Raw genomic sequence first — 14,920 nt, 5'->3', positions numbered from 1 at the left:
AGTGGCACTTTGATATATAGCGCGCCCTCTCCCGCCCTAACAAGGTCAAAAGACCGACTCGGGAACAGGTTTTAATCGCCCAAGGAGCATTGAGATGTCATTGAGGAATATGCGGATCGGTTTGCGCGCCGGTCTGAGTTTTGCGGTTTTGGCCAGCTTGCTGGTGATTGTCGGCCTGTTTGGCCTGGGCCAGATGGCCAAGCTGCGCGAAAGCGCGCTGGTTATCGAGGAATCGTGGATGCCGAGCATCGAGAATATCCACGACAGCGCGGCCTACGTGGCCAGCATCCGCCTGGAAGCCCTGCGCATGGCAACCACCGATGAATCGCGGATTCGCGACACCAGTAAAAACCTGATTACCCGCCACCGCGGCGAGCTGCAAACCCTGCTGGACCGCCACGAAAGCCTGCTGAGCAATGACGAAGAACGCGAGATGCTCGCGCTGGTGAAAACCAATGTGGCCGGCTACCTCAGCATCGTCAGCCAGATGGTCGCCCTGGTGGACAAGGACCAGCAGCAAGACGCCATTGACCTGCTCAACAACCGCCTCGCGCCACAAGGCACGGTCCTCACCCAGAGCCTGGAAAACCTGATTACCTTTAACCAGAACGGCGTCGAAGCCGCCGCCGACTCCGCCGCGCAGATGTATACGCGCGCGCAGTGGGTGGTTGGCCTGATCATCGTGATAGCACTGATTGCGACCCTGCTACTCGCCTGGCTGCTGACCCGCAGCATCACCGCTCCGCTTGGCCAGGCGTTGGCCGTGGCGCGCACCATCGCCGCCGGCGACTTGAGCCAGCCGATTGCGGTCAGCGGCATTGACGAACCGGCCCAATTGCTCGGCGCCCTGGCGACCATGCAGACCCAGCTGCAAACCACCATCCGTGGCATCAGCGAATCGGCGCAGCAGCTGGCCTCCGCCGCCGAAGAGATGAGCTCGGTGATGGAGCAGAGCACCCGCGGCCTGCAAGCGCAGAACGATGAAATCGAACAGGCCGCCACCGCCGTCACCGAGATGAGCGCGGCCGTCGACGAAGTGGCGGGCAATGCGGTGTCCAGCGCCGAGGCTTCCAAGGCGTCCGATGAAGACAGCAAGCACGGCCACTACCAGATCAGCGAAACCATCAGCTCGATCCAGAACCTGGTGGACGAAGTGCTCGGCGCCTCGAACAAGGCCGAAGGCCTGGCCGTGCAGGCTCAGGACATCAGCAAGGTGCTGGAAGTGATCCGTGGGATTGCCGGGCAAACCAACCTGCTGGCGCTCAACGCGGCGATTGAAGCCGCGCGCGCCGGTGAGGCCGGGCGCGGCTTTGCGGTGGTGGCCGACGAGGTGCGTTCGCTGGCGCAGCGTACCCAAGACTCTACCGAGGAAATCGAGCAGATGATTAGCGGCATCCAGCAAGGCACCCAGGACACCGTCGAGGCGCTCAACAGCAGCGCCGAACACGCAGGCACTACCCTGCAACGCGCCAACAGCGCCGGCAGCGCACTGGAAAAAATCACCGCGGCCATCTCGCAGATCAGCCAGCGCAACCTGGTGATCGCCAGTGCCGCCGAGCAGCAGGCGCTGGTGGCGCGGGATGTGGACCGCAGTTTGGTGAACATCCGCGACCTGTCCACGCAAACCGCCGCCGGTGCCACCCAGACCTCGGCCGCCAGCCAGGAGCTGTCGCGCCTGGCGGTGGACCTCAATGGCATGGTCACGCGGTTTGTGCTGTAAACAGTGATTGTGTCGTGCAGGCCACTGGGCAACACTCGCGGCCTTCTTTACGTAGGACGTTTACCGTGAGACCTGTCGACACCCTGTACCTGCTCGGGCTCGCCGCCATCTGGGGCGCGAGCTTTCTGTTTATGCGCATCATCGCGCCGGAAATCGGCGCGGTGCCGACTGCGTTTTTCCGTGTGTCGATTGCCGCCGCCGGGTTGCTGGTGATCCTCGCGGCGATGCGCGTGCGCTGGGATTTCCAGGGCAAGTTCAAGACGGTTTTGCTGCTGGGGGTGATCAACTCCGGCATCCCGGCGAGCATGTATTCGGTGGCGGCCCAGGTGCTGCCGGCGGGTTACTCGGCGATCTTCAACGCCACCACGCCGTTGATGGGTGTGCTGATCGGCGGGCTGTTTTTCCACGAACGCCTTACCCCGTCGAAAGTCGCCGGGGTGAGCCTGGGTTTGCTCGGCGTCGGCATCCTGACCCGCGCCGGCCCGGTGGCCTTCGACCTGGACCTGTTGATGGGCGCCCTCGCCTGCCTGCTGGCCACCACCTGCTATGGCTTTGCCGGTTTCCTCGCACGCCGCTGGCTCGACCAGCGCGGCGGGCTGGACAGTCGCCTGTCGGCGCTGGGCAGCATGCTCGGCGCGACCCTGTTCCTGCTGCCGGTCTTTGCCTACAACGCCATCAGCCATCCACCCGCGAGCTGGGGTGGCTGGCAGGTGTGGTTGTCGCTGCTGGGGTTGGGGCTGGTGTGTACGGCGCTGGCCTACATTCTGTACTTCCGTTTGCTGTCGTCCATTGGCCCGGTGAAGTCGATGACCGTCACGTTCATGATTCCGCCGTTCGGCGTACTGTGGGGCGCGCTGCTGCTGGATGAGCCGCTGTCGATGGCGCATGTGTATGGCGGGGTGTTGATTGCGGGGGCGTTGTGGCTGGTGTTGCGGCCGGCAAGAGCCGGTCGATTGTTGCAAAAATAAGTTAAATAAACCGCCGCCAAGGCCGATAACCCCTGAAAGCCTTGCGGATTGAACAATCATGCGTAATAACCAACCCGTTACCCAGCGCGAACGTACCTTCCCCGCTCAGCAACGGTTGATCTCCACCACGGATGCCAAGGGTGTGATCACTTACTGTAACGACGCGTTTGTCGAGATCAGTGGGTTCACCCGCGAAGAACTGCTGCGCGCACCCCACAACCTGGTGCGCCACCCGGATGTGCCGGCGGCGGTGTTCGGGCATATGTGGACGACGCTCAAACAAGGCTTGCCATGGATGGGCATTGTCAAGAATCGCTGCAAGACCGGGGATCACTATTGGGTTAACGCCTATGTGACGCCGGTTTTCGAAGGCAACCAGGTGGTCGGCTACGAATCGGTGCGCATCAAGCCCACCGCCGAGCAGATCCGCCGCGCCGAAGCGCTCTACCAACGCATCAACCAGGGCAAGTCGGCCGTGCCCCAGCGCGACAAGTGGCTGCCGGTGTTGCAGGATTGGCTGCCGTTTATCCTGGTGAGCCAGTTGAGCTTCATGATCGGCGCCACCCTCACTTCCCAATGGGGCTTTGCCCTGGCGGCGGGGTTGTCGGTGCCGCTCGGCCTGCTGGGCCTGAGCTGGCAACAGCGCGGCCTCAAGCGCCTGCTGCGCCTGGCCGAGCAGACCACCTCCGACCCGTTGATCGCGCAGATGTACACCGACAGCCGTGGCGCCCAGGCGCGCCTGGAGATGTCGATCCTCAGCCAGGAGGCGCGTCTGAAGACCTGCCTCACGCGCTTGCAGGACACCGCGGAGCACCTCAACACCCAGGCGGCGCAGTCCAATACCTACGCACATAACAGCTCCAGCGGCCTGGAACGCCAGCGCGTGGAAACCGAGCAGGTGGCCACTGCCGTCAACCAGATGGCGGCCACCACCCAGGAAGTCGCCAGCCATGTGCAGCGCACGGCCGACGCCACCCAGGAAGCCAATCGCCTGACCGGTCGCGGCCGCCACATCGCCGGGGAAACCCGCGAGGCGATCCAGCGTCTGTCGGTAGCGGTGGGCGAGACCGGCGTAACGGTCACCCAGCTGGCCAAAGACAGCGACGAGATCGGCGGCGTAGTTGACGTGATCAAAGGCATTGCCGACCAGACCAACCTGCTGGCGCTCAACGCCGCCATCGAAGCGGCCCGTGCCGGTGAGATGGGCCGTGGGTTTGCGGTAGTGGCCGATGAAGTGCGCCAGTTGGCGCAGCGCACGGCCGAATCGACCGGGCAGATCCATGCCCTGATCGCCAAGCTGCAGCAAACCGCCGCCGCCGCCGTGCAAACCATGGACGCCGGGCATCGCCAGGCCGAAGAAGGTGTGGCGCGGGTGATGGAAGCGGACCAGGCGCTGGTGGGGATCAGTGAAGCGGTGGCGCACATTACCGACATGACCACGCAGATTGCGGCAGCGACCGAAGAGCAAAGCTCGGTGGCGGAAGAGATCAGCCGCAATATCAGCACCATTGCGCTGTTGGCGGATCAGACGTCGGAGCAGGCGTTGAACTCGGCGCAGTTGAGTGAAGATCTGACGCATACGGCGAATACCCAGTATTCGCTGGTGGAGCGGTTTAACCGCTGATACCGCTATCGGGGGCAAGCCCCCTCCCACATTTAACTGTGTTCACACATTTTGATCTGTGAATACATTCAAGTGTGGGAGGGGCTTGCCCCCGATGGGGCCCTACAGCCCACCCAAAAACCCAGCCACCTTCACCGCAGCAGCCTCCAAATGCTGCTCATGGCTAAACCCCGAAGCCTTCAACGGCTTCAAATCATGATCCCCCGCCACCAGCCACAACACCTCGATAGTCGGCGACAACACATACCCCTCCACCGCCGCCCGATTGCCCAACGCATCGCGCTCCCCTTGCACAATCAACGTCGGCGTCTTCAACCCCGCCAAGTGCTCGACCCGTGGTTTCTCCGGCTTGCCCACCGCATAAAACGGATACCCCAGGCACACCAACCCACCAGCGCCTAGCTCATCAGCCAACAAACTGGCCATGCGCCCGCCCATGGACTTGCCGCCAATGGCCAGTGTCCCAGCGACATGACGTCGCACCAGCGCATACACCTCGCGCCAGGCTTCGAGCAATTTAGGCGCCGGGTTGGGCGGGCGTTTGCCCCCGTCCAAGCGGCGCTGGGCCATGTAGGGAAACTCGAAGCGCAATACGTTCACGCCGTGCCCGGCAAGGCGTGCAGCCATGTCGTTCATGAAGCCTGAGTCCATCGGTGCGCCGGCGCCGTGGGCCAGGATCAGCGTGACCGGCGTACGCGCGATAGACCCTTTCGCTTCGTCCCACAACCAGCCGCGCTCACGCACACACTGCGCCCATTGATCCCCGTCAATACTGGCCTTGTGCTCTTTGCCCATGCTTGCCTCGCTATTTAGTCTGCCTATAACTCCAGCCCAAGTGCCGCACTTGCTTGGGTTGAACCGTGGATGGGGAACCATGAACACTACTTTAAGTACCGCCTATAACTACAAGGTGGTCCGCCAATTCGCCATTATGACGGTGGTGTGGGGCATCGTCGGCATGGGGCTCGGGGTTTTTCTCGCCGCCCAATTGGTCTGGCCCGCGCTCAACTTCGATTTGCCCTGGACCAGCTTCGGCCGTTTGCGCCCGCTGCACACCAACGCAGTGATCTTCGCCTTCGGCGGCTGCGCGCTATTTGCCAGCTCGTTCTACTCGGTGCAACGCACCTGCCAGACCACCTTGTTCGCGCCGAAAATCGCCGCGTTCTGCTTCTGGGGCTGGCAGCTGGTCATCCTGCTGGCCGCGATCACCTTGCCGCTGGGCTACACCAGCTCCAAGGAATACGCCGAGCTGGAATGGCCGATCGACATCCTCATCACCATCGTCTGGGTGGCCTACGCCATCGTGTTCTTCGGCACGGTGATGAAGCGCAACACCAAGCACATCTACGTCGGTAACTGGTTCTTCGGTGCGTTCATCATCACCGTGGCCATCCTGCATATCGTCAACAACCTGGAAATCCCGGTCAGCCTGACCAAGTCGTACAGCCTCTACGGCGGTGCGACGGATGCCATGGTGCAATGGTGGTATGGGCATAACGCGGTAGGCTTTTTCCTCACCGCAGGCTTTTTGGGGATGATGTACTACTTCGTGCCCAAGCAGGCCGAGCGCCCGGTGTACTCCTATCGTTTGTCCATCGTGCACTTCTGGGCACTGATCACCCTGTACATATGGGCCGGCCCGCACCACTTGCACTACACCGCGCTGCCGGACTGGGCACAGTCTCTGGGCATGGTGATGTCGCTGGTGCTGCTGGCACCGAGCTGGGGCGGCATGATCAACGGCATGATGACCCTTTCGGGCGCCTGGCATAAATTGCGCAGCGACCCGATTTTGCGCTTCCTGGTGGTCTCCCTGGCGTTCTACGGCATGTCGACCTTCGAAGGCCCGATGATGGCGATCAAGACCGTCAACGCCCTCTCCCACTACACCGACTGGACCATCGGCCACGTACACGCCGGGGCGCTGGGTTGGGTGGCGATGATCTCCATCGGCGCGCTGTACCACATGATCCCGAAAGTCTTCGGTCGCGAGCAGATGTACAGCCTCGGCCTGATCAACGCGCACTTCTGGCTGGCCACCATCGGCACCGTGCTCTACATCGCCTCGATGTGGGTCAACGGCATCGCCCAGGGCCTGATGTGGCGTGCGGTCAACGAAGACGGGACGCTGACCTACTCCTTCGTCGAAACCCTGGTGGCCAGCCACCCTGGCTTCGTCGTGCGCCTGGTAGGCGGTGCGGTGTTCCTCAGCGGCATGTTCCTGATGGCTTACAACACCTGGCGCACCGTGCGTTCGGCGCAGCCAGTCGAAGCCACTACCACTGCGCAGCTGGCCTGAGGAGTCTGTGATGAAACACGAAACGATTGAAAAAAACGTCGGCCTGCTGATGCTGCTCATGGTGCTTGCCGTGAGCATCGGCGGCCTGACCCAGATCGTCCCGCTGTTCTTCCAGGACGTGACCAACAAGCCGGTGGAAGGTATGAAGCCCTACACCGCGCTGCAACTGGAAGGCCGCGACATCTACATCCGCGAAGGCTGCGTGCAATGCCACTCGCAGATGATTCGCCCGTTCCGCGCCGAAACCGAACGCTACGGCCATTACTCGGTGGCCGGCGAAAGCGTGTGGGACCACCCGTTCCTGTGGGGTTCCAAACGTACCGGGCCGGACCTGGCACGCGTCGGCGCACGCTACTCGGACGACTGGCACCGCGCGCACTTGTACAACCCGCGCAACGTGGTGCCCGAGTCGAAAATGCCGGCCTACCCGTGGCTGGTCACGGCCGCCGTGGACAGCAGCCACACCGAGACCAAGTTGAAGGTGATGCGCACCCTCGGCGTGCCCTACACCGACGACGACATCAGTGGCGCCGTCGCCAGCCTCAAGGGCAAGACCGAGATGGACGCGCTGGTCTCGTACCTGCAAGTGCTCGGCACTGCCATCAAGAGCAAGAGGTGAGCCATGGGATTTGAATTCGATGCAGGCACCATCCGCGGCCTCGGCACGCTGGTGGTCGCCATCGCCTTTATCGGCCTGTCGCTGTGGGTGTTCAACAACCGGCGCAATGCGGAATTCGAGCAGGCGCGCCTGCTGCCCTTCGCCGATGAGCCTCTTCCATCCGACGCGCAAGAAGCGCCTGCAACAAGGAGCACCCAGCCATGACCCTGTTCTGGAGTACATGGATCTGCGTTCTGACCCTCGGCAGCCTGATCGGCCTGACCTGGCTCTTGATCGGCACCCGCAAGGGCGAAACCCGTGGCAGCGTCGACCAGACCATGGGCCACGCTTTCGACGGTATCGAGGAATACGACAACCCGCTGCCCCAGTGGTGGTTCATGCTGTTCGTCGGCACCCTGGTGTTTGCGGTCGGCTACCTGATCCTCTACCCGGGCCTGGGCAACTGGAAAGGCGTGCTGCCGGGCTATGAAGACGGCTGGACCTCGACCAAGGAATGGGACAAGGAAATGGCCAAGGCCGACACCAAATTCGGGCCGATCTTCGCCAAATTCTCGGCCATGCCCGTGGAAGAGGTGGCCAAGGACCCACAGGCGTTGAAAATGGGCGGTCGCCTGTTCGCCTCCAACTGCGCGGTGTGCCACGGCTCGGATGCCAAAGGCGCGTATGGCTTCCCGAACCTGGCGGACAACATCTGGCGCTGGGGCGGTTCGGCCGAGGCGATCAAGACCACCATCCTCAACGGCCGCCACGCGGCAATGCCGGCCTGGGGTGACATGCTCGGCGACGACGGCGTGAAAAACGTTGCCGCCTATGTTCGCCACGACCTGGCCAAGCTGCCCTTGCCGGCCGACAGCACGGCCGACCTGGCCGCCGGCCAAACGGCGTTCAACACCACCTGCGTGGCTTGCCACGGCCCGCAAGGCCACGGCATGGAAGCCATGGGCGCGCCGGACCTGACCAAACCGGCCGGCTACATCTACGGCACCAGCCTTGCGCAGTTGCAGCAGACCATCCGCCACGGCCGCCAGGGCCAGATGCCGGCGCAGGAGGTGCTGCAAGGCAACGACAAGGTGCACCTGCTGGCCGCGTATGTTTACAGCCTGTCCCATAACGCCGATGGCGCAACGCCAGAAAGCCAAACCGAATAACCTCCGACTGCCTCCCCTGCTCAGGGGAGGCCCCGCTTACCTGTGGTGCACCCCTTCCACAGCACACCTTTCCCCTCCTGACATTCGGGTCTACGCTTGCTGCACAGCGGGCGGTTTTGGCGTACGCGACGGCCTTCGTCGCGGCCTGGAAAAATTCCTGTCCACTTGATCAGCTTTCGATTTCTGATTTTGTCCTTACACCAAACATGGAAAGGGCGCAGAATCTGGCGCGGAACGCATTGATACAGGTCAGTCATTGCGTTGCAATGGCCCCTCGGTTTCTACATACTTGCGGCCGATTTTACCTATAAAAAAACCTAAACCGTGGAACCTTAGAATGAGCACAGCAATCAGTCCGACTGCTTATAACTATAAGGTAGTCCGCCAGTTCGCCATCATGACGGTGGTCTGGGGGATCCTTGGCATGGGGCTCGGGGTGTTCATCGCCTCGCAACTGGTCTGGCCGGAATTGAACTTCGGCTTGCCATGGACGAGCTTCGGCCGTCTGCGCCCGCTGCACACCAACCTGGTGATTTTCGCCTTCGGTGGATGTGCACTGTTTGCCACCTCCTACTATGTCGTGCAGCGAACCTGCCAGACGCGACTGATCTCCGACGGCCTCGCGGCCTTCACCTTCTGGGGCTGGCAAGCCGTTATCGTCGGCGCCATCGTCACCCTGCCCCTGGGCTACACCACCACCAAGGAATACGCCGAGCTGGAATGGCCGATCGCCATTTTGCTCGCCATCGTCTGGGTGACCTACGCCCTGGTGTTCTTCGGCACCATCGTCAAGCGCAAGACCAAGCACATTTATGTGGGCAACTGGTTCTACGGCGCGTTTATCCTGGTGACGGCGATGTTGCACATCGTCAACCACGCCTCGCTGCCGGTGAGCCTGTTCAAGTCCTACTCGGCCTACGCCGGGGCCACGGATGCGATGATCCAGTGGTGGTACGGCCACAACGCGGTGGGGTTTTTCCTGACCACCGGTTTTCTCGGGATGATGTACTACTTCGTGCCCAAACAGGCCGAACGGCCTATTTACTCGTACCGTTTGTCCATCGTGCACTTCTGGGCGCTGATCACCCTGTACATCTGGGCCGGCCCGCACCACTTGCACTACACCGCGCTGCCGGACTGGGCGCAGTCGCTCGGCATGGCGATGTCGATCATCCTGCTGGCACCCAGCTGGGGCGGCATGATCAACGGCATGATGACCCTTTCGGGCGCCTGGCATAAGTTGCGCACCGACCCGATCCTGCGCTTTCTGGTGGTGTCGCTGGCGTTCTACGGCATGTCGACCTTTGAAGGCCCGATGATGGCGATCAAGACCGTCAACTCGCTGTCCCACTACACCGACTGGACCATCGGCCACGTACACGCCGGCGCCCTCGGCTGGGTGGCGATGATCTCCATCGGCGCGCTGTACCACATGATCCCCAAACTGTTCGGCCGTGTGCAGATGCACAGCGTCGGGCTGATCAACGCGCACTTCTGGCTGGCCACTATCGGCACCGTGCTCTACATCGCCTCGATGTGGGTCAACGGCATCACCCAGGGCCTGATGTGGCGTGCGATCAACGATGACGGCACCCTCACCTACTCCTTCGTCGAAGCGCTGCAAGCCAGCCACCCTGGCTACATCGTGCGCGCCCTGGGCGGTGCGTTCTTTGCCTCCGGCATGTTCCTGATGGCCTACAACGTCTGGCGCACCGTGCGTGCATCCGACCCTGCAGAAGCTGAAGCCGCCGCCAAGATCGCCGTAGTGGGAGCGCACTGATGAAGCATGAAGTAGTCGAGAAGAATATCGGCCTGCTGGCCTTCTTCATGGTCATCGCCGTGAGCATCGGCGGCCTGACCCAGATCGTCCCGCTGTTTTTCCAGGACGTGACCAACAAGCCGGTCGAAGGCATGAAGCCGCGCACCGCCCTTGAACTGGAAGGCCGCGACGTCTACATCGCCAACGGTTGCGTGGGCTGCCATTCGCAGATGATTCGCCCGTTCCGCGCCGAAACCGAACGCTACGGCCACTACTCGGTGGCCGGCGAAAGCGTGTGGGACCACCCGTTCCTGTGGGGCTCCAAGCGCACCGGGCCGGACCTGGCGCGTGTGGGTGGGCGTTACTCCGATGACTGGCAGCGCGCGCACTTGTACAACCCGCGCAACGTGGTGCCTGAGTCGAAAATGCCGGCGTACCCGTTCCTCGTGGAAAACAAGCTCGACGGCAAGGACACCGCGAAGAAGATGGAAGTCTTGCGCACCCTGGGCGTGCCCTACACCGACGAAGACATCGCCGGTGCAGCCGCCGCCGTGAAGGGCAAGACCGAAATGGACGCATTGGTGGCCTACCTGCAAGGCCTTGGCACCATCATCAAAAGCAAACGGTGACCTTCATGGATATCGGGATGATTCGAGGCCTGGGCACCGTTGTGGTGATGGTGGCCTTTGTCGGCCTGGCGTTGTGGGTGTTCAGCCCCCGCCGCAAGTCGGAGTTCGACGACGCGACCATGCTGCCCTTTGCAGATGATCCCGAAGCCATCAAGCACGTCGAGCAAGCTTCTAGGAGTAACAAAGAATGACTACGTTCTGGAGTCTGTACGTCACAGTCCTCAGTCTGGGTACCATTTTCGCCCTGACCTGGCTGCTGCTGTCGACCCGCAAGGGCCAGCGCGCCGAGCAGACCGACGAGACCGTCGGCCACTCGTTCGATGGCATCGAGGAGTACGACAACCCGCTGCCAAAATGGTGGTTCATGCTGTTCGTCGGCACCATCATCTTCGCCCTCGGCTACCTGGCGTTGTACCCAGGGTTAGGCAACTGGAAAGGCCTGCTGCCGGGCTACAACTACCTCGACAACGACAAGCAAACCCCATTCGCCAATGGCCAGACCGGCTGGACCGGCGTACACGAATGGGAAAAGGAAATGGCCAAGTCGGACGCCAGGTTCGGGCCGATCTTCGCCAAGTTCGCTGCGATGCCGATTGAAGAGGTGGCCAAGGACCCGCAAGCCTTGAAGATGGGTGGCCGCCTGTTCGCCTCCAACTGCTCGGTGTGCCACGGTTCCGACGCCAAGGGCGCCTATGGCTTCCCCAACCTGACCGACGCCGACTGGCGCTGGGGCGGCGAGCCAGCCACCATCAAGGAAACCATCATGAAAGGCCGCCACGCGGTGATGCCGGCCTGGGCCGAAGTCATCGGCGAGCAAGGCGTGGCCGACGTGGCGGGCTTTGTGGTGACCAACCTCGATGGCCGCAAACTGCCGGAAGGCGCCAAGGCCGACGTGGAAAACGGCGCGAAACTCTTCGCCGCCAACTGCGTCGCCTGCCACGGCCCGGCCGGCAAAGGCACCCCCGCCATGGGCGCGCCGGACCTGACCCACCCGGGCGCATTCATCTACGGTTCGAGCTTCGCCCAACTGCAACAGACCATCCGCTACGGCCGCCAGGGCCAGATGCCTGCGCAGGAGTTGCTGCAAGGCAATGACAAGGTGCACTTGCTGGCGGCATATGTGTACAGCTTGTCCCATGGGGACAAGAAGGCTGAGGAACAGTAAGCCTTTGCAACGCTAAAGCCCCGCGCAGTGAACACTGCGCGGGGCTTTGTTTTTTCTGCAAGGGATACTCACCGTTCGTAACTTCAAGCTTGTTCCTCACGCGACCAAGGTAGTAACGTGCCTACATCCAACCAGACGAAGGGGGACACCCCATGAGCATCACCACCATTTCCAGCCGCGAATTCAACCAGGACACAAGTGGTGCCAAAAAAGCCGCCCGCCAAGGGCCGGTTTTTATCACTGACCGCGGCAAGCCTGCCCATGTACTGCTAAGCATTGAGGAGTACCAGAAACTCACCGGCCTGCACGCCGATATCGTTGACCTGCTGGTGATGCCGGAAGCGGCCGATATCGACTTCGAAACCGAACGCGCCGTGATCACTCATCGCCCCGTGGACCTCTCTTGATGTATCTACTCGACACCAACGTAATCTCTGAACTTCGCAAACCCCAGGCGGACGCAAAGGTGGTCGCCTGGGCCAAAAGCGCCGTCGCAAACCGTATGTTTATCTCGGCGATTACCTTGAAAGAGTTGGAAACCGGGGTACTGCGCATGGAGCGCAAGGACCCGGCCCAGGGCAAGGTGTTGCGTACCTGGCTCAAGCGCAATGTGATACCGGCGTTCGATGCCAGGATATTGCCGGTGGATGCCGCCGTTGCGCTGCGCTGCGCCCACCTGCATGTGCCGGACCAGGCCAACGAAAGTGATGCGTTGATCGCCGCAACTGCCCTGGTGCACGGGCTCACCGTGGTCACGCGTAACGTCAGTGACTTCACGTCCAGCGGCGTTCCACTGATAAATCCATGGGACGAATGACCTGCCTGGCGACGAAAACCGGCCATACTTCCCAAGTCAATTGATCCAGATCACATATACCATCAATTGATTTCCCCCAACGCGACCAACGGTCGCACCCTTTGAGGGAGATCGGGGGCGTATCATTACGCCACTGCAACACCCCCAATTTGACCCCGGTTGGCACGTACTGGCCGAGGCAAATCTCCACCGCCGTGGGATGCAATGATGAGCGACCAAATACCGGTACATAACGTTACCCCGCCTGCCAAAACCGTCGACCTCTATGCGTCGCGAGAAAAAATCTACACCCGCGCCTTCACCGGTCTGTTCCGCAATCTGCGCATGCTCGGTGGCGCTGTTTTGTTCCTGCTCTACTTCGGCACCGTATGGCTGAACTGGGGTGGCCACCAAGCCGTGTGGTGGAACCTGCCGGAGCGTAAGTTCTTTATTTTTGGCGCGACCTTCTGGCCCCAGGATTTCATCCTGCTGTCGGGCATCCTCATCGTCGCAGCATTCGGCCTGTTCTTTATCACCGTGTACGCCGGGCGCGTATGGTGCGGCTATACCTGCCCGCAAAGCGTGTGGACGTGGATTTTCATGTGGTGCGAAAAGGTCACCGAAGGCGACCGCAACCAGCGCATCAAGCTCGACAAAGCGCCCATGGGCGCGAACAAATTCCTGCGCAAATTCAGCAAGCACACGCTGTGGCTGCTGATCGGGTTTGCCACCGGCATGACCTTTGTCGGTTACTTCTCGCCGATACGCGAACTGGTGTTCGACTTCTTCACCGGCCAGGCCGATGGCTGGTCGTATTTCTGGGTCGGTTTCTTCACCCTCGCCACCTACGGCAACGCCGGCTGGCTGCGCGAGCAGGTGTGTATCTACATGTGCCCGTACGCGCGCTTCCAGAGCGTGATGTTCGACAAGGACACCCTGATCGTCTCCTACGACCCACGCCGTGGCGAGCTGCGTGGCCCGCGCAAAAAAGGCATCGACTACAAGGCCCAGGGCCTGGGCGATTGCATCGATTGCACAATGTGCGTGCAGGTGTGCCCCACCGGCATCGACATCCGCGACGGCCTGCAGATCGAATGCATCGGCTGCGCCGCCTGCATCGATGCCTGCGACAACATCATGGACAAGATGGAGTACCCACGCGGCCTGATCAGCTACACCACCGAGCACAACCTGTCGGGGCAGAAAACCCAAAAGCTGCGCCCGCGCCTGATCGGGTATGCGCTGGTGTTGCTGGCGATGATCAGCCTGTTGGCGGGGGCGTTTTTCATGCGATCGCTGGTGGGGTTCGACGTCAGCAAGGACCGCGTGCTCTACCGCGAGAACGCCGAAGGGCGGATCGAAAACGTCTACAGCCTGAAGATCATGAACAAGGACCAGCGCGACCACACCTACGTGCTCGACGCCGCCGGCCTCCCCGACCTGAAGCTGCAGGGCAGGCGCGAAATCAAGGTGGCCGCTGGCGATATCGTCAGCATGCCGGTGGAGCTGTCCAGTGCGCCGGAGCAATTGCCGTCGAGTACCAACGAGGTGAAATTCATCCTCACCGATGCCGACGACGACAGCGTTCGTATTGAAGCCAAGAGCCGATTCATCGGCCCCCAAGTCCGTTAAACAGAGAGCCCAACAATGCCCGCAGCCACTGCCGCAAGCCCCTGGTACAAGCACCTTTGGCCCTGGATCATCATCGGGATCCTGGCCTGCTCGGTGACCTTGACCTTGTCCATGGTGACCATCGCGGTGAACAACCCTGACAACCTGGTCAACGACAACTACTACGAGGCCGGCAAAGGCATCAACCGCGCCCTGGACCGTGAACTGCTGGCCCAGACCCTGCAACTGCGCGCCAAGGTGCACCTGGACGAGTTGACCGGCGAGGTCGAGGTGCACCTCACAGGCAACAGCAACCCGGCTACCCTGGAACTGAACCTGATTTCCCCGACCCAGCCCGAGAAGGATCGCAAGATCAACCTTGCCCTCAGCGCCAGCGAGCCCGGGCGCTACATCGGCCAGGTCACCGACAAGGTCGACGGCCGCCGTTTCGTCGAGTTGCTCGGTGTGGAAGGCGACCGCACCTGGCGCATGTTCGAAGAAGAACAGGTCAGCCACGACAAGGACTTGCTGCTGGGCGATGAGCCGTTGCAAGGTGCCGAGGACCTTAAGAAGTAAAAGCCG

The 14,920-nt window shown here is 61.8% G+C and carries 16 protein-coding genes; 15 read left to right on the top strand and 1 reads right to left on the bottom strand.

All coding sequences use genetic code 11. The features are described 5' to 3' along the window. Positions 1–94 precede the first annotated feature (94 nt). The 3 genes from AC0IYH_RS03485 (at position 95) to AC0IYH_RS03475 (ending at position 4,312) form a co-directional block, all read left to right on the top strand. On the top strand, positions 95–1,720 hold the full coding sequence (locus tag AC0IYH_RS03485) for a methyl-accepting chemotaxis protein (RefSeq protein WP_471832970.1): 1,626 nt from the start codon (positions 95–97) through the stop codon (positions 1,718–1,720). 65 nt (positions 1,721–1,785) lie between these two features. Further along, positions 1,786–2,688, top strand: a complete 903-nt coding sequence (locus AC0IYH_RS03480) for a DMT family transporter (RefSeq protein ID WP_471832969.1) — start codon at positions 1,786–1,788, stop codon at positions 2,686–2,688. Between the two features lie 58 nt (positions 2,689–2,746). Next, a complete protein-coding gene (locus tag AC0IYH_RS03475) occupies positions 2,747–4,312 on the top strand; it encodes a methyl-accepting chemotaxis protein (RefSeq protein WP_116626104.1) in 1,566 nt (521 codons plus the stop codon). A gap of 102 nt (positions 4,313–4,414) precedes the next feature. Here AC0IYH_RS03475 and AC0IYH_RS03470 read toward each other — a convergent pair whose 3' ends face one another. After that, complete coding sequence (locus tag AC0IYH_RS03470) at positions 4,415–5,107, bottom strand: alpha/beta family hydrolase (RefSeq protein ID WP_471832968.1); 693 nt, start codon at positions 5,105–5,107, stop codon at positions 4,415–4,417. A gap of 79 nt (positions 5,108–5,186) precedes the next feature. Here AC0IYH_RS03470 and ccoN (AC0IYH_RS03465) point away from each other — a divergent pair, with 79 nt between their 5' ends. From ccoN (AC0IYH_RS03465) to AC0IYH_RS03410, 12 genes are all read left to right on the top strand, one after another. Next, positions 5,187–6,611: a cytochrome-c oxidase, cbb3-type subunit I gene (gene ccoN / locus AC0IYH_RS03465; RefSeq protein ID WP_116626102.1), complete on the top strand. Its 1,425-nt coding sequence runs from the start codon at positions 5,187–5,189 to the stop codon at positions 6,609–6,611. Between the two features lie 10 nt (positions 6,612–6,621). After that, the gene (ccoO, locus tag AC0IYH_RS03460; protein ID WP_017735321.1) at positions 6,622–7,230 is read left to right on the top strand and encodes a cytochrome-c oxidase, cbb3-type subunit II; all 609 of its coding nucleotides are present in this window, start codon (positions 6,622–6,624) and stop codon (positions 7,228–7,230) included. Between the two features lie 3 nt (positions 7,231–7,233). Continuing rightward, on the top strand, positions 7,234–7,434 hold the full coding sequence (locus AC0IYH_RS03455; RefSeq protein WP_116626101.1) for a cbb3-type cytochrome oxidase subunit 3: 201 nt from the start codon (positions 7,234–7,236) through the stop codon (positions 7,432–7,434). After that, a complete protein-coding gene (gene ccoP / locus AC0IYH_RS03450; RefSeq protein WP_471832967.1) occupies positions 7,431–8,378 on the top strand; it encodes a cytochrome-c oxidase, cbb3-type subunit III in 948 nt (315 codons plus the stop codon). The genes AC0IYH_RS03455 and ccoP (AC0IYH_RS03450) overlap by 4 nt, the downstream gene beginning before the upstream one ends. A gap of 337 nt (positions 8,379–8,715) precedes the next feature. Beyond that, entirely contained in the window at positions 8,716–10,158 is a 1,443-nt protein-coding gene (gene ccoN / locus AC0IYH_RS03445) for a cytochrome-c oxidase, cbb3-type subunit I (RefSeq protein WP_116626099.1), read from the top strand. Further along, positions 10,158–10,766: a cytochrome-c oxidase, cbb3-type subunit II gene (gene ccoO / locus AC0IYH_RS03440; protein WP_003193167.1), complete on the top strand. Its 609-nt coding sequence runs from the start codon at positions 10,158–10,160 to the stop codon at positions 10,764–10,766. Before ccoN (AC0IYH_RS03445) ends, ccoO (AC0IYH_RS03440) begins: the two co-directional genes overlap by 1 nt. A gap of 5 nt (positions 10,767–10,771) precedes the next feature. Beyond that, complete coding sequence (locus tag AC0IYH_RS03435) at positions 10,772–10,957, top strand: CcoQ/FixQ family Cbb3-type cytochrome c oxidase assembly chaperone (RefSeq protein ID WP_005790274.1); 186 nt, start codon at positions 10,772–10,774, stop codon at positions 10,955–10,957. Then, positions 10,954–11,931 (top strand): cytochrome-c oxidase, cbb3-type subunit III, encoded by a 978-nt coding sequence (gene ccoP, locus AC0IYH_RS03430; RefSeq protein ID WP_116626098.1) that lies wholly within the window; start codon positions 10,954–10,956, stop codon positions 11,929–11,931. The genes AC0IYH_RS03435 and ccoP (AC0IYH_RS03430) overlap by 4 nt, the downstream gene beginning before the upstream one ends. A gap of 152 nt (positions 11,932–12,083) precedes the next feature. Beyond that, a complete protein-coding gene (locus AC0IYH_RS03425) occupies positions 12,084–12,338 on the top strand; it encodes a type II toxin-antitoxin system Phd/YefM family antitoxin (RefSeq protein WP_116626097.1) in 255 nt (84 codons plus the stop codon). Next, the gene (locus tag AC0IYH_RS03420; protein WP_471832966.1) at positions 12,338–12,748 is read left to right on the top strand and encodes a PIN domain-containing protein; all 411 of its coding nucleotides are present in this window, start codon (positions 12,338–12,340) and stop codon (positions 12,746–12,748) included. The genes AC0IYH_RS03425 and AC0IYH_RS03420 overlap by 1 nt, the downstream gene beginning before the upstream one ends. 207 nt (positions 12,749–12,955) lie before the next feature. After that, positions 12,956–14,359, top strand: a complete 1,404-nt coding sequence (gene ccoG, locus AC0IYH_RS03415) for a cytochrome c oxidase accessory protein CcoG (RefSeq protein WP_116626095.1) — start codon at positions 12,956–12,958, stop codon at positions 14,357–14,359. Between the two features lie 15 nt (positions 14,360–14,374). After that, entirely contained in the window at positions 14,375–14,914 is a 540-nt protein-coding gene (locus AC0IYH_RS03410; protein ID WP_116626094.1) for a FixH family protein, read from the top strand. Positions 14,915–14,920 lie beyond the last annotated feature (6 nt).

Source organism: Pseudomonas sp. AC463 (genome assembly GCF_979253585.1).
Note: the sequence above shows the minus strand (reverse complement) of the source record. Positions and strands in the feature narration are given on the sequence as shown.